Genomic DNA, 17,878 nt, shown 5'->3' with positions numbered 1-17,878 from the left:
TTCTAAGCACTCCCTTTTGTTATCCAATAATAAAGAAAATAATAAGGCGCTATTTCGAGAGTGCAAAGATATAAAATAAAATAAAATAACTTACCGATAATTACGTTTTGATATGTTTTAATTGAAATAAAATAAGAGTACAGGCTGATACACAGCGAAATGCCTATGATTGCAAGCGGTACAATTGTTGGAATATTTTCATAATAAAACAAAATAGCGTTAATTGGAAGGATTAAAACGCCTATGTAAGTTCTGTAAGTAACTTTTTGCAAATTAAAAAGCTCTACAAAGTCGTCGATGTTGAAAGAAGCTGCTACAATTTTTTCAATTAAAAATTTTGCCAGAATAAAATAAAGTAAGAAAGTGGCAATTTGAATGAACAATACCCAGTCCGTTTTTGATGCATGTCCAAAAATATTCATCGTAAGCTGAATGAAAAAGGCAAACGAAATAACCTGCACAAAAAATAACCCAACTGTAAAGCTGTTTTTCATGTGGCTGTTATCGCGATAAATTTTAGCATATTTATCTGAGAAAATCAGCTTGCTGAATTCTGCAAAACGAGTTTCGTAAGCAGATTTAGTCATAGCAACAACTGCAAAGGTCAGGACAAATAAAGCAGTTGCCCAGTCTTTGTTTTCAATAATTCGAGGATGAAGGTGTTCAATCATAGCGTCACAAAATTAGTAATTTTTTGTATCAATAGTTTTATTATGTATTTATTATGAACCGAATGCTATAAAAAGTTTACTTTTGCGGTGAAATTACCGAGAAAAAATGAATGATAGTATTGTCATAATTCCTACTTATAACGAAATTGAAAACATAGAAAGTATAGTGAGAGCCGTACTTTCGCAGCATAAACCTTTTGATCTTTTAATAATCGACGATAATTCGCCGGATCATACTGCTGATAAAGTGGTGGCTTTGCAGGAAGAATTTCCTAACAGATTATTTCTTGAAAAAAGAATGAAAAAGTCAGGTTTAGGAACCGCTTATGTTCATGGTTTTAAATGGGCGTTAGAACGTAAATATGATTTTATATTTGAAATGGATGCCGATTTTTCGCATAATCCAAATGATCTTGAAAAACTATATGACGCTTGTCATTTTGGTGGTGCCGACCTGGCAATTGGATCCCGTTATGTTACAGGAGTAAATGTAGTAAACTGGCCTTTAAGCCGAGTTTTAATGTCGTATTTTGCATCTGTATATGTTAAGTTTATTACCGGAATGAAAATTCACGATGCAACAGCCGGTTTTGTTTGTTATAAAAGAGAAGTTTTAGAGAAAATTAATCTTAACAAAATAAAATTTGTTGGATATGCGTTTCAAATCGAAATGAAGTACAGAACCTATTGTGCTAAATTTGAAATTAAAGAAGTCCCAATTATTTTTACAGATAGAACGAAAGGAGTTTCAAAAATGAGCAACGCTATTATTAAGGAAGCAATTCTTGGCGTAATCTCTCTTCGATTAAAAAAATTAGTCAATACATTATAATACCACGATAATGAATAGGATTTTAATAAAGAATGCCAAAATTGTAAACGAAGGGTCTATTTTTGACGGAGATGTTTTGATTGAAAACGACTTGATTGTTGAAGTCGCAGACAGCATCAGTCTAAAAACATCTGATTGTATTGTTATAGATGCCGAAGGAAGTTATTTAATGCCGGGTGCAATTGACGATCAGGTTCATTTTAGAGAACCGGGGTTAACTCATAAAGGTGATATAGAATCTGAATCGAGAGCGGCCGTTGCGGGAGGAATTACATCTTTCATCGAACAGCCAAACACAGTTCCAAACGCTGTTACTCAGGAAATATTAGAAGATAAATACCAAATTGCGGCTCAAAAATCATTTGCGAATTATTCGTTTATGATGGGCGCAACCAATGATAATTTAGAAGAAGTTTTAAAAACCAATCCCAAAAATGTTGCGGGAATCAAGATTTTCTTAGGTTCATCAACAGGAAATATGCTGGTTGACAAAGAAGAAACTTTAGAAAAAATTTTCTCAAGCACGCCATTGTTAATTGCAGTTCATTGCGAAGATGAAACTACAATTCAGAATAATTTAGCAGAATTTAAAGAAAAATACGGCGACGATATTCCGGTTACGGCACATAATTTAATTAGAAGTGCCGAGGCTTGTTATCTTTCGTCTTCAAAAGCAGTCGCGCTGGCAAAGAAAACGGGCGCGCGTTTGCATATTTTTCATCTTTCTACAGCAAAAGAAATGGAATTGTTTACCAATAAAATTCCGTTAGAAGATAAAAAAATCACCGCTGAGGTTTGTGTACATCATCTTTGGTTTACTGATGAAGATTACAAAACAAAAGGAAATTATATTAAATGGAATCCTGCTGTAAAAACTGCTGAAGATCGTGCTGAACTTTGGAAAGCTTTAAATGACGGACGTATCGATGTTATTGCAACAGATCACGCGCCTCATACTAAAGAAGAAAAACAGCAGTCATATTTAAAAGCGCCTTCTGGAGGACCGCTTGTGCAGCATGCTGTTGTGGCTATGTTCGAAGCGCATCACCAGGGGAAAATAAGCGTAGAGAAAATTGTAGAGAAAATGTGCCACAATCCGGCTAAAATTTTCAAAATAGAAAAAAGAGGCTTTATCCGAGAAGGTTATTTTGCCGATTTGGTAATTGTAAACCCAAGTAAGCCTTGGAGCGTAAATGCAGATAATATTTTATACAAATGCGGCTGGTCTCCTTTTGAGAACACTACTTTTAAATCGAGAATTACCCACACTTTTGTAAACGGAGAATTAGTTTACAATAATTTTAAAGTAAAAGATATCCGCGCCGGAAAACGATTATTGTTTGATAGATAAAAAGCTGAAATGAAGAATTGTTTAGTTATATTATTGGTTTTGTTTCTTTCTGTAAGTTGTAAAAAGGACGTTGTTAAAGAGCCTGCAAAACTTATTGAGAAAGATAAAATGATTGATATTATGTACGATTTGTCTCTTCTTGATGCTATGAAATATCAGCATCCGGAGCTGATTGATTCTACAGAAACCAATCCAACAAAGTTTATTTTAAAAAAATATAAAATAGACAGCCTGCAATTTGCGCAAAACAATATGTATTATGCTGCAGATTACGAGAATTACAAGGATATGTTTGATGAAGTGTCAAAGCGATTAGCAAAGCTTCAAAGAGCAACAGATTCTATTGTTACAATAGAAGAGAAAAAGAAAGCGAAAGTAACAAAAGATTCTATCAAAAAGGCTGTAAAAACAGTTAATAATGATTCGATAAAGAACAATAAGATAAAGCCGAAAGTTAAATAATTTTATAATTTCGAAATGTCTTTTACATATTGATGTACATCTAAAAAAACCGTTCCCAGAGCGGTTTTTATTTTTTCATTAGAGTACAAATTGTTAGAATACGAAGCTTTTGCGGTTGCTCTTGTAAGACTTCTTTTTTGAAAAAATAAAGTCGAAAATATTCCGTCAGCAATCCAAAGGAAATTCATTAAAAGAGGCTTTGCATGTATGCTTGGTTTCTTTACTTTTAAAGTTTCGGCAATTGTATCGAGAATATCTTTAAAAATAATATTATCGGCAATTAAGGTGAAACGTTCATTTCTGATTTCGCTTTTCATTAATTGGTAAGCCGTTTTTACCACATCATCAATAGCAATGAAGCCAGTGCTTCCAAGTGTGTAAAACGATAGTCCGTTTGCAACTTTAGAATATAATTCGGCACTGCCTTGCTGTTTGTTTTTTGTTTTCGGAATTGGGCCTAAAATAACGCCCGGATTTATAATAATTACGTCTAAACCTTCCTGATGTGCGCGCCATACTTCCATTTCGGCACCATATTTAGAAATGGCATAATCGCTGTGGGGTTTTTCCGGATTCCAATCGGTTTCTTCGGTTATGTAAGTTTCATGCGCGGCCAGATCTCCAAGCGCGGCGATAGAACTCGTGAAACAAAATTTCTTTACACCTTTTGCAATAGAAAAATTAACCATGTTGGCTGTTCCTTCGATATTGGTTTTTCGAAGCGCTTCTTCATCTTTTGGATCAAATGAAATTAAAGCGGCGCAATGATACACGTAATCGACATCTGTAAAAGCAATTTCTAAAGAGGGAACATCTAAAATATCGGCTTCAAGCCATTCTATTTTATCGAACAAGTTGGCTTTTTTATATAACTCAAAAACCGATTTTGTTTTTTGAATATTGTTTTCGTTTCGGTAAATCGCCCGAACGTTTTCTCCATTTTCAATTAAATGAAGTAATAAATGTGAGCCCGCTAAGCCTGTTCCTCCAGTTACTAATACCATTTTGTAAAGATAAGTTTTTGCTTTTAAGGTGCAAAGCTGCAGAGAGACAAAGTTGCAAAGGTTTTTTTACGAAGGTTCAAAGGTTCAAAGAGGCAAAGTTTCTAAAGGACAAAGTTTTTGTGGTTGAAATTGCTTTTTGTTATTGCCATTGCCAATGCTTATATTTGCGCAAAATATTTTAAAAATGAAGAATCTAGTTGAAGAATTAAAATGGCGAGGTTTATACCATGATAGCATGCCAGGAACGGAAGAACAATTGCTAAAAGAGGTAACAGCGGCATATATTGGTTTTGATCCAACGGCAGATTCGCTGCACATAGGCAGTATGGTTCAGATTATTTTATTGGTTCATTTAAAGAATTTTGGTCATCAGCCAATTGCTCTTGTGGGCGGTGCGACCGGAATGATTGGTGATCCTTCTGGAAAATCTGACGAAAGAAATTTGTTGAACGAAGAAACTTTGGCCAAAAACGTTGCCGGAATTAAAAGTGTTCTGTCTCGTTTCTTAGATTTTAATTCAAAAGAAGCAAATGCTCCAATTATGGTAAACAACTATGATTGGATGAAAGAATTCTCGTTTATTGATTTTGCCCGTGAAGTTGGAAAACGTATTACGGTAAATTACATGATGGCGAAGGATTCTGTTAAAAAGAGATTTAGCGGAGAAGGTGAAGGAATGTCTTTCACTGAATTTACTTATCAATTAATTCAGGGATACGATTTTTATCATTTATATAAAAGTAATAACTGCCTTTTGCAAATGGGAGGTTCTGACCAATGGGGAAATATCACAACAGGTACAGAATTAGTGCGTAGGATGGGTGGAGAAGGAGCGAAAGCTTTTGCCTTAACTACGCCTTTAATTACAAAAGCAGACGGATCTAAATTTGGGAAATCTGAAGGTGGAAATGTTTGGCTGGATGCTGATAAAACTTCGGTTTATAAATTTTACCAGTTCTGGGTAAATTCAACTGATGTTGATGCTGAGAAATACATCAAAATCTTTACTTTTTTAGATAAAGATACAATTGATGCTTTAATCGCAGAGCACCAAACGGCACCGCACTTAAGAATTTTGCAAAAGAAATTAGCGGAAGAAATTACAGTTTTTGTTCACAGCAAAGAAGAATTAGAAAAAGCAATTCAGGCTTCGAACATCTTGTTTGGAAATTCGACTGCAGAAGACTTGAAAAAACTGGATGAAGCTACTTTTTTAGAAGTTTTTGACGGTGTTCCTCAAGCTGAAATCACAAAAGCTGATTTAGAAAACGGATTGGATATTATCTCTGTTTTAAACGAAAAAACGGGTTTCTTTAAATCAAACGGAGAAGCCAGACGTGCCTTGACTGCAAATTCTATTTCTGTAAACAGAGAAAAAATAAAAGAAGATTTTGTATTGACATCAAATGATTTAATCAACAATCAGTTTGTGTTGTTACAAAGCGGTAAGAAAAACTATTTTGTGATAAGAGCAAAATAATTTTCTAACTTTACTAGGAAAAATTTTAGCAGATTATGAAAACACAATTTATAACAGATGAAAAAGGAAATAGAACAGCTGTTTTGCTGCCTATAAAACAATATAATAAACTTCTGGAAAAACTGGAAGATTTAGAAGATGTTAAGTTGTATGATGAGGCCAAAAGAAATGATGATGGTTTTAGGATTTCAATAGATGAAGCTTTTAAAATTATTGAAGAAAAGAGAAAATTGGCTAAATAATGGCTTATAATATTGAATTTCGTAGTAAGGTTCTGAAAGTTTTAATTAAAATAAATGAGCCTTATTATTCGGCTATTAAAAAGAACATTTATGAATTAGCCGATGATCCAAGACCAAAAGGATGTAAAAAATTAAAAGGAAGGCCTGGTTATAGAATTAGGATAGGTGATTATAGGGTTATTTATGAAATATTCGATGAGGTGCTTTTGATAGATGTTATTGATTTAGGACACCGAAAAGATATTTACGAATAACTACAATACCATTAAATTACAACCGCGAATATCAGAATTATCAAAACGTCCCAATACCTCGAAAGAGTTGTTGGGATTTTTTTTGCCTAAATCTTGTGTAGCGATAAAAGAACAGGAATTGATATTGGCTAAATCAATTACATTGATTCCGCCCGTTTTTCCATCTTGTATATAAGTTAAAGCATCTTCGGGATCACGAACTAAAATGTGCATCCAGGACGGGCACTCAAAAACACCTTCGCCTAAAGAATACGCTTGCGCCAAAAGTTCGGTCATGCCGTATTCAGAATGAATGGCATTTACGCCAAAACCTTCGCAGAGTATTTCATGCAATTCTTCGCGAATCATTTCCTTGCGTTTTCCTTTCATTCCTCCGGTTTCCATAATAATGGTATTTTGAAGATTGAATTGGTGCTTTTCGATTAAATCTAATAATGCATAAGTAACGCCAATTAAAATCACATTTTGACCTGATTCGTCTAATTCGGTCAGTTTTTTTATTAAGTCGTCGTGATTGTGGAGGTAGAATCCACTCTCAGCCTGATTAGATAGTTTTATTAAGTCTTCGACCATATAAATAAGCGAAGATCCGTCGCGTTCTAAATAAGACGGCAAAAGGGCTAAAACAACGTAATCTTCGATATTGCCGTAAAATTGAGAAAACCCTTTTCTATAACTTTCTTCATAAAGCGAAACATCAGTAACCAAATGTCGGCTTGTAACCATTCCGGTAGTACCGCTGCTGGTAAAAGTTACTTGAGGAAGATTTGTGTTTGATACCACTTCGTGGCTTTTGAAAAACTGGATAGGTAAAAAAGGAATTTGTTTTAATGATTTTACCTGCTGTACATCTGTTTTCAGGAAATCGCAGAAATCTCGATATACTATATTATTCTCATATTGAAAACGAAACACTTTTAGTGTTGTTTTTTCAAATTGTTTATGGCTTGAAATCGTAAATATATCGGCTGCTGTAATCAAAACTTTTTTTGTGCAAAGATAATTTATTTTTAGTCTCGGTTTTTGGTTTTCGATCTCAGTTTTCAGTCTCAGTTTTCAGTTTACGGTTTTCAGTCTCATTGTCTAGTGTTCAGTTTCTTCCCATAGTGAGGAGATTAGTCTCGGTCAAAATTGGGTAACTGCGACTGAAAACTGTATACTGTGACTGACTACTGAAAATACTGAAAACTAAAAAAAGCCCCAACAAAGGAGCTTTTAAAGTATTTTATCGAATAATGAGCTTTCGGGTTGCCGAGGCATTTTGTTCGCTTATTCTTATGATGTAAACGCCCGGAACTAAATCTGAAACGTTTAATTCTTTTGTGACTAAATGCGCCTGAAGTACTTTTTTTCCTAGAATATCAAAAACGATTACTTCTTTCTCTAAATCATTTTTGGAAGAAATATATACCTTACCATTTAATACTGGGTTAGGGTACAAGCTTAGTCCCTCAATACCCGCAGCGTCTTGAGTTTTTGGTAATTGCTTACTGTCTTGTGCCGAGACACTTACAGTAAAGAAAAAAGCCAATAAAAATGTAATATAAAAGTAGTTTTTTGCCATCGCATTTATTTGATTAAGTAAATATACAAAAAAAAGATTACAAAAATGACGCCAAAAAAAAACATCCTAAAAAATTAGGATGTTTTTAACAATTTATATGTGAAGAACTTATAGTTTAGCTAATAAGTTTACGCCGTCAACTGTAGCCCATGCACCACCAGTTAAAACAGCTCCTGTAGCAGTAGTACTAGTTGTCCAGTTTGATGCAGGAACAAAACTAGCAGCAGTTACTGTGAATGAAGCAGGTACTCCTGAAATGAATGTGATAGGAGAGTTAGTGATTTTCACGTTGTTTAATTTAATTTTTCCTGCAGCAACTTGGTGATCATAAGTAGCTTTGTCTTGTATTTGAATTACACCACCTTCGTAAGCTTTTGGAGTAGTTTGGCTAACATAACCATCAATTACGATGTTGCTGTAGTCACCATTTCCTTCTTTTTTGAATTGGATAGCATCTAATTGGATTTCGCTTTGTGCTTCTGTAGTTGTACCAGCTGCTCTTCTAAGAGTGATACCAGTAACTTTTGGCCAGAATGCATTGTCAACACTTTTAGATTCTACTTCAATACCGTAGTTAGCAACACCTGTTTGGTATGCATACCAGTTTGAGTTTTCTTGACCTCTCCATCCGTCTTGCCAGTCAAAAGAGTCATCGCTGTTACCATAAGAGATAGCATTAGTTAAACTAGCTGTTCCTCCGTAAAATTCAAAACCATCATCGTTACCTTTGTATGAAACTAAGTGATCTAATACAGTTCCTGATCCAACAGAGTAGAAAGAGAATCCGTTATTTTCTTTACTGTTACTTGTAATTACTTGTCCAGCGTATTCAACTCTTACATATTTCAATGAACCTCCATTGTGAGCTGCATTTGAACCACCGTAAGTTAAGTTTAAACCATCTTCTGAAACTGCTGTTTGTGGAGCAGGAGCAGTTGCTGAGTTTACGATTGGAGCATCACCATACATAATGATACCAGCCCAAGAACCTCCTACTTTTGATTTTTCAGTAAAAACGATTGGAGAATCTGCTGTACCGTTAGCGATTAATTTTCCTCCGTTTAATATAATAAGACCGTTTTCTCCTGTAGATTTGTCGCAAGTAATTGTACAACCAGGCTCGAAAGTAAGAGTTACACCACTACTAACTTTAATCATTCCTTTTAACGTGTAGTTACCGTAAGCATAAGTTTTATTAGCTGTAATATTAGCAGAGATTTCTCCTGTTACTGGTTGTTTTACCGGTGTATCGTTATTATCGTCACTTGATGAGCATCCTGTAAAGATACTTCCTAAAACTGCTAAGCAGAATACTAATTTTTTCATAAGTTTTGTGTTTGTTTTATTTATTTCAATCTTCAACAAATTTAATCTGAGTCTCTTGCAATCTATTTAAGAGAATGTTATCAAATCATTACTCGTTATTTAAGCTTGTGTTTTGTAATTGTTAAGTGTTTCTTAAAATGTATAAGATACATTCATAGAGAAACCAACTCCTTTTTTGTATTCTCTTACAGTTAAGTCGCTTTCAGTTATTTGAATTCTGCTCTTGTCACCCATTTGTATTTTATAAGCCGGGTTTAATAAGTTATCTACAGAAAGTTTAACATCAAATTTGTCTGAAATTTTGTTTTGCCAGATGAAGTCAAGTTTACCATACGGCATTTCATAATAATTGTCTAATCCATTTGTACCTACGGCATAGATTCTTTTGCTGTAGATGTTGTAAACCATAGTCATAGAGCTTTTCCATTTTTCACTAAATTCAGAGTCGTATCTAAGATCAGCATTTAAGATCCAAGGTGAAGCTCCTTGTAGTTTTCTAGATGGATTAGCATCAACTGCAATGGTTTCAGGATTGTTAACTCCATTTTCAAAAACTTTTTCAATAGTTACTTTTGTATCCATCAATGAAGCATTTGCACCAAATGAGAAGTTAGATAATGATTTTGAAATTCTTTCAAATTGGAATAAGAATTCTAATTCAGCACCATATAATACAGCTTTGTTAGAATTACCGTATGTTATAATTTGTCCGCCGCTTCCTGCTGAGTTTGTAAATAATCTTTCAATAGGATTATCGATCATTTTAGTGAAAACTGTAGCAGAAATTAATTCCTTACTAGTTGGGAATAATTCGTATTTCAAATCAAAGTTATAATTCGCACTATTACCCAAAAATTCATTACCTCTTTCGATAGTACCATCAGGGTTAACGAACTCAAGAGGGTAAGATTCCATAATTACAGGTCTTGTAATCGTTTTTGAAGCCGCAAATCTTAAGTTTGATTTATCGTTTATGATATATTTTGTGTTTATAGATGGTAAAATATCTGTTTTATCAGTAGTTATTTTTTGATATGGATCTTCAAAACTTCCTGTTGACTTGTATTTTGTTTCTCTATGAGTCTGTTCAGCTCTTGCGCCTACATTTAATTCGAATTTATCAGAAAATTTTAAAGCTAAATCTACATATCCAGCGTTAATAAACTCTTCTAACATTGCTTTGTAAGTTGAGTTTGTTCCTTCTCTATAAGTGAAACCGTTGTTTAAGATTTGGTCCTTTAGAGTAGCATCAGGAGTATTAGTTGGGAAAGTAGCACTGTTTGAGTCTAGATTTTGTGATACCAGGAATCTAAATTCAGATCCCATTTTGTTCATATATCCGCTGTAACCTGCTGTAAACTTGTTAGATTTGCTTAGATCTTCATTTCCAAATTTCCAGTTGTATTCTAGTAAACCAGAAACATGTTCGTCACCTTTAAAATCAAGGTATTGTCTTGTTATACTGTTACCAGTATAAGATATTGACGTTGTATTGTCGTCCATTTTAATACCCTTGAAAGATTTTCTGTCAGGAAGCTCATATTGTGTTGTAGAGTATGAGATACCAGATTTTAAAGTATGTCTTTCATCTTCAGTTATTTTATAATTACCAAATAACTGTGTGTTGAAAAAAGTAGACTCTTGCAATTGATTCATTCTAATGAAACCATTTGTTTGAGCAGCATTAGAGTTTGTATAACCTACCTGATCTTGTATTAAGTTTTCAGTAGATTTTAAATAGATAGTGTTCGATGTAAGAGAAAGTCTGCTTGTTTTATAAGTTAAACTTGCTAATACAGATGAGTTTGTGATAAATTTATATTGCGTTGTAACTAAATCATTATCATAGTTACCTTGTGCAGTATTGAAAATTCTGTCAGCTCCACTTCTAATTTGGTATTTATTATCATAGTTAACAGAAACTAGATATTGAAATACGTTTTGTTTTTTGCCTAAGTTGAATTTTTCTGAATGCGTAATTCCAAAACTTGTATTTAAAGGAGCTACGTCACTTTTAACGTCAAACCCTGAACCAAATCCGTTTGCAGCTTGGTCTGTAGTTAAGGTTTGGTTACTTGGAGTTTTAGTCAATGCAGATGGTAAATCTCTTTCGCTGCCTGAAAATCCAAAGAAATCACCTGTTGAAGTTGCGTCTTGAGAAATAAGGAATTTTTTCAGGTTATTATTGACAGTATAACCTGCACCAAAATTAATTTTAGTTTGACTTTTTCCAGTAGCAGCTGTTATGATATTAAAAGTAGCTCCTGCAAAATCTCCGTACAAGTTAGTATTGAAGGTTTTGTATGTTTCTAAAACACTAACAATATCAGTTGGAAAAATATCTAAAGGAATAATTTTTTTAAATGGATTGTTTGATGGAATAGCAAGGTCGTTTAATAAAAGACTGTTGTAACGATCCTCTAAGCCTCTTACGAATAAACCTCTTCCGTCTACTTTAGTAATTCCGGTAATTTTCGTTAAACCTTCTTCGACATCGCTAACACCTTTTCTGGACATTTCCTGTGCACCAATACTTTGTTTGATTACAACAGCATTTTTTTGTTCCAGTAAAAGTGCAGTTTCTTTTTCTTTACTTGCTGTTGATTTTACTACAACATCTTTCAATGTAAAACTGCCAGAAGAAAGTACTTGATTCATAACTACAGTTTCATTTGCCTTTACAGAAACTGGAGCTTCTTTAGATTCGTATCCTAAAAAACTAAAAATAAGAGTATAGTTACCAGGATTTACGTTTAAGGAATATTTCCCATCAACGTCAGTATTTACGTTAATGTTCGTACCTTTAATCAAAACATTTGCAAAAGGTAACGGATCATTGTTCATTTCTTTGTCTGTTAGAACTCCAGAAATTGTACCTTTGTTTTGCGCGACCGAAATCGTACAGATAAATAATGCAATAAATAGAAATCTTAAATTGAATTTCATTAGTGTGTTGTGTTTAATTTATTTTTGTGCAAAGAAATGACCGCGCTGTAAAGTTCATGTTACCCACTTGTTATGTTTTTGTGTTCTCTAGATTATCAAATTGTTACCAGATTAAATTACCGTTAACACTAATTTTTAACGGTCCTTTTGTTAGTATATTTACCCCGTGAAATAAAAAACATCGGATAAATAATTAAGAATATTTGATGTAAAAATCTCAATTTTTGCTATTTATGAAAAAAACACAAACTAAGATTTTATTAGTTGACGACGAACCGGACATCTTAGAAATCGTTGGCTATAACCTTGCTCAGGAAGGTTACCAGATTGTTACAGCTTCTAACGGAAAAGACGCTATAGCAAAGGCTCAGAAAGAATTGCCGGAATTAATTATCATGGACGTGATGATGGCAGAGATGGACGGGATGGAAGCTTGCGAGCACATTAGAAAAATTCCTGAGTTAAATAATGTTATCATAACATTCCTGACTGCAAGAAGCGAAGATTATTCGCAAGTAGCTGGTTTTGATGCAGGTGCTGATGACTATATTACAAAGCCAATTAAACCAAAATTATTAGTGTCTAAAGTAAAGGCTTTGTTAAGAAGGTTAAAAGAACAAGAAGTCGTTACAGATACCCTAAATGTTGGTGGAATTGAGATTAACCGCGAGGAATATAAAATCATAAAAGGCAATGTAGAAATTGCTCTGCCAAGAAAAGAATTCGAATTATTTTATTTACTAGCTTCAAAACCAGGTAAGGTTTTCAAGAGAGATGAAATCCTTGATAAAGTATGGGGAAATGAAGTAGTAGTAGGAGGAAGAACAATCGATGTGCACATTAGAAAACTTCGTGAAAAAATAGGCGAAGACCTTTTTAAAACCATAAAAGGGGTTGGCTATAAATTTGAAGTTTAGATTTGAAGTTACTAAGATTCTGAGATACTAAGCTGCTAAGGCGCTTTGAATTTTAGTTAAAATTTAAATCTGTTCAGATTGCTTTAAAATATATTCTGTAAAAGTTTGCACCATATAAGTGATATAAGTTCATTTAAATGATAGTGTGTATACTTTTGAAATCTAATTTTATCTTTGTCAAAGTTTTGAACTTTGACAAAGATTTACTGTTTTAAAATGTTTTGTAATCCATAGAAGTAAGCTTGTTTTTAAATGAACTTATATCACTTATATGGTAGAAAAAAAGAACCTCTTAGTTTTATTATTTTAAATATTTAAATGAAAATTAATTTTAAAAAAACATACAAGTTTGCCATAAAATCGGCATTGTATATCAGTCTTTTTGCAACAGGATTTGTGCTGATATTAATGTCGTTATTTTATAAAAATCAGCTGAAACATCAAATTGCATTTGGAATTATTTTCATAATATCGATTTATATATTCTCTTTTTTGGTTTTACAATATCGTGTAGAACGCTTTATTTACAGAAGAGTAAAGAAAATTTACGATGAGGTTTCGTTATTAGAATCTACAACACTTATAAACCAGCCTATTAATACCGATATGGAAACGCTTTCGCGAGAAGTGAAAAAGTTTGCTACAGATAAAAAGCTGGAAATCGAAATGCTCGAAATTCGTGAGCAATACCGCAGAGAATTTCTTGGTAACGTTTCGCACGAATTAAAAACCCCGTTGTTTACGGTTCAGGGCTATGTTTCGACTTTGCTTGATGGTGCAATGGATGATAAAAACATCAGAAAAAAATATTTAAAACGCGCCGAAAAAGGAGTAGAGCGTCTTATTTATATTGTAGAAGATCTGGATATGATTACCAAATTAGAATCTGGAGATTTAGATTTAAATATGACCGATTTTGATATCGTAGAACTAATTCAGAATGTTTTTGATTTATTGGAAATGAAAGCCGATAAAAAGAAAATCAAATTAGCTTTTGAAAGCAAAAATGTACAATCGGTTATTATTCGCGGAGATCAGGACAGAATTCAGCAAGTTTTAGAAAACCTGATTGTAAACTCTATTAAATACGGAAAAGAAGGCGGTTTAACCGAAGTAGGTGTTGTAAACCTTACAAAGAAAAAAGTCTTAATTCGTATAAGTGATAATGGTGAAGGAGTTGAAAAACAAAACATTCCGAGACTTTTTGAACGTTTTTACCGGGTTGATAAAAGCGGAACACGTTCTGAAGGAGGTTCTGGTTTAGGTTTAGCAATTGTAAAACATATTATTGAAGCGCATAAAGAGAAAGTTTATGTAGAAAGTGAGTTCGGAATTGGTTCAGAATTCTCTTTTACACTCGAAAAAGCATTCAAAAGCCAAAAAGCCGACGTTAAAAAATTGTAATTGAGTTTTTGTCAAATGCCTTAAAACAGGGTATTTAACAATAAATCAACATTCGAATTTCGGCCATAACATTAAATTTTTATTATAGTAACATCTGGTTAATGATTTCTTAACATAGGTGAGTCATCTTTGCATCCTGAAATTAAGGGAATTAGAGAACTAATGATAAAAAGAAAACTATTAGCCGTTTTAATGCTGCTTACTTATGCTGCAAATGCACAAGAAACAGACAAAAAGGAAATAAACAAACAGGATGTAAAAAATGAAGTACTTCGTATTTTAGATTCTATCAACAAAGCAAAACTTCCAGAGACTAAATCTGGTGGAGGAGTCGAAGAACACTGGTACGACAGAATCTCCTTGAGAGGTTACGCACAAATTCGATACAATGGTTTATTCTCTACAAACGACAAAGTTTCCTGCGAACAATGTGATAAATCCTGGGGAACAACTTCTACAGAACCAAATGCAAAATCAAACAACGGACTTTTTATTCGTCGTGCACGTTTAGTATTTTCAGGTCAGGTTCACCCTAATGTATTTTTCTATTTTCAGCCCGACTTTGCCAGTTCTCCAAGTACCGGAATTCAGAATTTCGTTCAAATTCGCGACTTGTATTTTGATCTATCTTTTGATAAGAAAAAAGAATACCGCGTTCGCGTTGGGCAGAGTAAAATTCCTTACGGTTTCGAAAACATGCAGTCAAGTTCTCAGCGTCTGGCTTTAGATCGAAACGATGCAATGAACAGTGCCATATTAAATGAGCGTGATTTGGGGATATTCTTTTATTGGGCTCCAGCCGAGATTAGAGAACGTTTTGCTATGTTAGTTAAAGATGGATATAAAGGTTCAGGTGATTATGGAGTATTTGCTTTTGGAGTTTACAACGGACAAATTGCCAATAAACTAGACGGAAACAGAGATATAAATGTAGTGGCCAGAGTAACGTATCCATTCGTAATTGGTGATCAGATTATAGAACCGGGAATCCAGGCTTATACAGGAAAATGGGCTTTTACCGGAGAAATTTCACCAGGCGTTAAAGTAAATGATCCGCAATATGTAAAAGATCAAAGGGTAGGAGCAACTTTTGTTTTATATCCAAAACCATTCGGAATTCAGACAGAATATAATGTAGGACGAGGACCTCGCTATAATACCTTAACCAACACTGTTGATGAAACAGATTTAAATGGAGGTTACGTTTTATTAAACTACAAATGGGATCTTAAAAAACAGCATATTTATCCTTTCGCCAAATTTCAATATTACGACGGAGGAAAAAAATACGAAAAAGACGCCAGAAGTTATGTCGTAAGAGATTACGAATTTGGTATCGAATGGCAGCCAATCAAAGCTTTCGAACTAACAGCCGAATATGTAATCGCTGACAGAACTTTTGAAGACAGCGCGCTTCCAATAAACAAACAACAAGGAAATTTATTGCGATTGCAAGCGCAGTTTAACTTCTAAAGGTGATCTTCAAAAACACTAAATAACAAGTCCCAGTCTATATCATTTTTAAATTGAGACAAACCATTAAACGACTTTACTTTTGATAAATCTTCAATCGTAAAGTCGTCTTGCATTGCATACGGTACAAGATTTTCTTCCTGAAGTTTTATCGCCAGATATTCCTGCTCATATTGTCCCGGAGTTGGAATAAAAAAGGCTTTCTTTCCTAATTTAGCCAAATCCATAACCGTCGTGTAACCAGATCGGCAAAGAACAAAATCACTCTCGTTAAAAGTCTGCTCTAATTGTTTAGAGTTCATGAAATTATAATAAGTAACATTTCCGGCCTGCCATTTCTCTTGTGTTTTCTGTACAACACCCTGAACAAAAACAACTTTACCTTTATATTTTGCTGCTTCTTTTTGAAGTTTCTCATCTAAATAAGTACGCTGTGGTTCAGGACCAGATAAAATAATCATCAAATCGTATACTTTTGGCGTTTCCTTTTTCTTCATTCTGCTTAAAGGGCCAATGTATTTTAGATTCAACTCATTAGTTTTAAGATGTCCAAGTTCTCCTGTAAGATTTACTTTGTCGTCAGAATCAGGGACCCAGCATTCCGTATATTTTTTTATAATGTGCTGATGGCATTTACTTGTAAACCAAGTAGTGTTTCCGGTCATCACATTCAATTGATGTGTCATAAAAACAGAAGGTACTTTTTTACTGAAAACCCCCAGCCTGTTGTCTGAAATGATTCCGTCAATACCATGTTTTTTAATCCAGCTGTTTACCATTTTTTTCTCGTCTAAAATGGCCGTAATCATTTTCGGAAGATTTTTAATCAGCTTCCATTTAAAGTTTTTGCCGTTTTTAGCATATTCAATATGATAAGAAGGCAGTTCGAGAGTTTGTATGTATGGAAATTCCTTTCGTAATAAAGCCAGCGCAACACCATCAGAAGCAATAATTGGAATATAATTATTTTCTTGAAGCGCTTTAATTATAGGAATACATCTTGTGGCATGGCCTAGTCCCCAGTTTAACGGAGCAACTAAAATAGTTTTGTTAGCAGAATAGTCAATGCTCATATTTTTAACGCTTTTAAAAAACGAAGATAAAGAAATATGTTTTTTGTGTTATTTCGCACATATTACTAAATTATTAACTCTATACAAGGCTTCAGGCTTGATATTTCGTTAAAAAGAAGAAGAAAAAACGATGATTAGAAAAATAAGGTTACTTATATGTTAAGCGCTTTATAAGATACTGAGTCGCTAAGATACTAAGGTTCTAAGATTTTTTACTTAGCAAAATAAAAAAAGCCGAACGTAAGTTCGGCTTCGAAGTCTTCTATCTTAGTATCTCAGTACCTTAGCACCTCAGTACCTTAACCCTAATCCTGAATATAAGTTTTATTTCCGTTTTTATTAATGTAATACTTGCCGCCTTTTGGACCAGTGTACACTTTTTTACCATTGTATTCTCCTGTAACTTTATCAGCCACTTTTGGAGCTTTTTCATTGGTTTCTTTCAACGTTTTAGTTGCTGTCTTTTTTGTTGAGGCAGCATCTTTTTTTACAGCTTTTGTCGCGTCATCTGCTGCGCTTGCTGCTTTGTCAGAAGCTTTTTTTGCTTTTGCTGTTTCTTTTTTAGCATCGGCTTTTGCTTTGTCAGCGTCAGATTTTGCTTTGTCGGCTGTTTTTTTAGTGGCACTTGCCGATTCTTTTTTCGCAGCTGCAGATGCGTCTGTAGCTTTTGCAGCTTCTTTTTTCGCTTTTGTGGCTTCTTTTTTAGCATCAGCCTTCGCTTTGTCGGCGTCAGATTTTGCTTTTTTAGCAGATGCCTCGGTTTTGCTCTTAGCGGCTTTTGCAGTAGTTTCCTGTGCGTAGAAATTAGTAGATAAAACTACTATAAAACAAAGTAATAATAATTTTTTCATGGTGGTTATAGTTTAAATTCCAATTAAA

17 protein-coding genes are annotated in these 17,878 nt (G+C 33.9%); 9 read left to right on the top strand and 8 right to left on the bottom strand.

Features of this window, described 5'->3' with window-relative positions; genetic code table 11:
• Positions 1–2: 2 nt before the first annotated feature.
• Positions 3–671, bottom strand: coding sequence for a DUF4271 domain-containing protein (locus AC1RRQ_RS16880; protein WP_493024199.1), 669 nt, complete (start codon positions 669–671; stop codon positions 3–5).
• Positions 672–777: 106 nt separating this feature from the next.
• Between AC1RRQ_RS16880 and AC1RRQ_RS16875 the strand changes: the two genes are divergently transcribed.
• Genes AC1RRQ_RS16875 through AC1RRQ_RS16865 form a run of 3 tightly spaced genes read left to right on the top strand, consistent with a single transcriptional unit; the run spans position 778 to position 3,316 of the window.
• Positions 778–1,503 carry a polyprenol monophosphomannose synthase gene (locus AC1RRQ_RS16875; protein ID WP_493024198.1) on the top strand — a complete coding sequence of 242 codons (726 nt, stop codon included), beginning with the start codon at positions 778–780 and terminating at the stop codon, positions 1,501–1,503.
• A 10-nt stretch (positions 1,504–1,513) separates the two neighbouring features.
• Positions 1,514–2,854, top strand: coding sequence for a dihydroorotase (locus AC1RRQ_RS16870; protein ID WP_493024197.1), 1,341 nt, complete (start codon positions 1,514–1,516; stop codon positions 2,852–2,854).
• A 9-nt stretch (positions 2,855–2,863) separates the two neighbouring features.
• A complete protein-coding gene (locus tag AC1RRQ_RS16865) occupies positions 2,864–3,316 on the top strand; it encodes a DUF4296 domain-containing protein (RefSeq protein WP_493024196.1) in 453 nt (150 codons plus the stop codon).
• Positions 3,317–3,318: 2 nt separating this feature from the next.
• Here the strand turns inward: AC1RRQ_RS16865 and AC1RRQ_RS16860 are convergent, their stop codons facing one another.
• The gene (locus tag AC1RRQ_RS16860) at positions 3,319–4,320 is read right to left on the bottom strand and encodes an NAD-dependent epimerase/dehydratase family protein (RefSeq protein WP_493024195.1); all 1,002 of its coding nucleotides are present in this window, start codon (positions 4,318–4,320) and stop codon (positions 3,319–3,321) included.
• Between the two features lie 184 nt (positions 4,321–4,504).
• Here AC1RRQ_RS16860 and tyrS point away from each other — a divergent pair, with 184 nt between their 5' ends.
• The 3 genes from tyrS to AC1RRQ_RS16845 are packed head-to-tail and all read left to right on the top strand — an operon-like array spanning position 4,505 to position 6,296.
• Positions 4,505–5,800, top strand: coding sequence for a tyrosine--tRNA ligase (gene tyrS, locus AC1RRQ_RS16855; protein ID WP_493024194.1), 1,296 nt, complete (start codon positions 4,505–4,507; stop codon positions 5,798–5,800).
• A gap of 35 nt (positions 5,801–5,835) precedes the next feature.
• Positions 5,836–6,042, top strand: a complete 207-nt coding sequence (locus AC1RRQ_RS16850) for a RelB antitoxin-like protein (RefSeq protein ID WP_493024193.1) — start codon at positions 5,836–5,838, stop codon at positions 6,040–6,042.
• A complete protein-coding gene (locus tag AC1RRQ_RS16845; protein WP_493024192.1) occupies positions 6,042–6,296 on the top strand; it encodes a type II toxin-antitoxin system RelE family toxin in 255 nt (84 codons plus the stop codon). Before AC1RRQ_RS16850 ends, AC1RRQ_RS16845 begins: the two co-directional genes overlap by 1 nt.
• On the opposite strand, the gene AC1RRQ_RS16840 is transcribed toward AC1RRQ_RS16845, so the two are convergent.
• The 4 genes from AC1RRQ_RS16840 to AC1RRQ_RS16825 all read right to left on the bottom strand — a co-directional run bounded on the left by AC1RRQ_RS16840 (position 6,297) and on the right by AC1RRQ_RS16825 (position 12,132).
• Entirely contained in the window at positions 6,297–7,277 is a 981-nt protein-coding gene (locus AC1RRQ_RS16840; protein ID WP_493024191.1) for a LuxE/PaaK family acyltransferase, read from the bottom strand.
• A 244-nt stretch (positions 7,278–7,521) separates the two neighbouring features.
• A complete protein-coding gene (locus tag AC1RRQ_RS16835; protein ID WP_493024190.1) occupies positions 7,522–7,860 on the bottom strand; it encodes a T9SS type A sorting domain-containing protein in 339 nt (112 codons plus the stop codon).
• Positions 7,861–7,968: 108 nt separating this feature from the next.
• Positions 7,969–9,186 (bottom strand): beta-helix domain-containing protein, encoded by a 1,218-nt coding sequence (locus tag AC1RRQ_RS16830; protein ID WP_493024189.1) that lies wholly within the window; start codon positions 9,184–9,186, stop codon positions 7,969–7,971.
• A 132-nt stretch (positions 9,187–9,318) separates the two neighbouring features.
• Complete coding sequence (locus tag AC1RRQ_RS16825) at positions 9,319–12,132, bottom strand: TonB-dependent receptor (RefSeq protein WP_493024188.1); 2,814 nt, start codon at positions 12,130–12,132, stop codon at positions 9,319–9,321.
• A 233-nt stretch (positions 12,133–12,365) separates the two neighbouring features.
• On the opposite strand from AC1RRQ_RS16825, the gene AC1RRQ_RS16820 reads away from it, so the two are divergent.
• The 3 genes from AC1RRQ_RS16820 (at position 12,366) to AC1RRQ_RS16810 (ending at position 15,926) form a co-directional block, all read left to right on the top strand.
• Positions 12,366–13,049, top strand: coding sequence for a response regulator transcription factor (locus tag AC1RRQ_RS16820; protein WP_008465097.1), 684 nt, complete (start codon positions 12,366–12,368; stop codon positions 13,047–13,049).
• 318 nt (positions 13,050–13,367) lie between these two features.
• The gene (locus AC1RRQ_RS16815; protein WP_493024187.1) at positions 13,368–14,453 is read left to right on the top strand and encodes a sensor histidine kinase; all 1,086 of its coding nucleotides are present in this window, start codon (positions 13,368–13,370) and stop codon (positions 14,451–14,453) included.
• A 162-nt stretch (positions 14,454–14,615) separates the two neighbouring features.
• A complete protein-coding gene (locus tag AC1RRQ_RS16810) occupies positions 14,616–15,926 on the top strand; it encodes a porin (protein ID WP_493024186.1) in 1,311 nt (436 codons plus the stop codon).
• Here the strand turns inward: AC1RRQ_RS16810 and AC1RRQ_RS16805 are convergent.
• Together AC1RRQ_RS16805 and AC1RRQ_RS16800 are read right to left on the bottom strand one after the other, a co-directional pair.
• Complete coding sequence (locus tag AC1RRQ_RS16805) at positions 15,923–16,999, bottom strand: glycosyltransferase (RefSeq protein ID WP_493024185.1); 1,077 nt, start codon at positions 16,997–16,999, stop codon at positions 15,923–15,925. The two genes, AC1RRQ_RS16810 and AC1RRQ_RS16805, sit on opposite strands and share 4 nt — an antisense overlap.
• Before the next feature lie 305 nt (positions 17,000–17,304).
• Complete coding sequence (locus tag AC1RRQ_RS16800; RefSeq protein WP_493024184.1) at positions 17,305–17,850, bottom strand: hypothetical protein; 546 nt, start codon at positions 17,848–17,850, stop codon at positions 17,305–17,307.
• Between the last annotated feature and the right edge of the window lie 28 nt (positions 17,851–17,878).

It is taken from the genome of Flavobacterium sp. GW821-FHT12A05, from assembly GCF_058807735.1.
The sequence above is the reverse complement of the archived record's forward strand: the minus strand, read 5'-3'. Positions and strand labels throughout refer to the sequence as shown.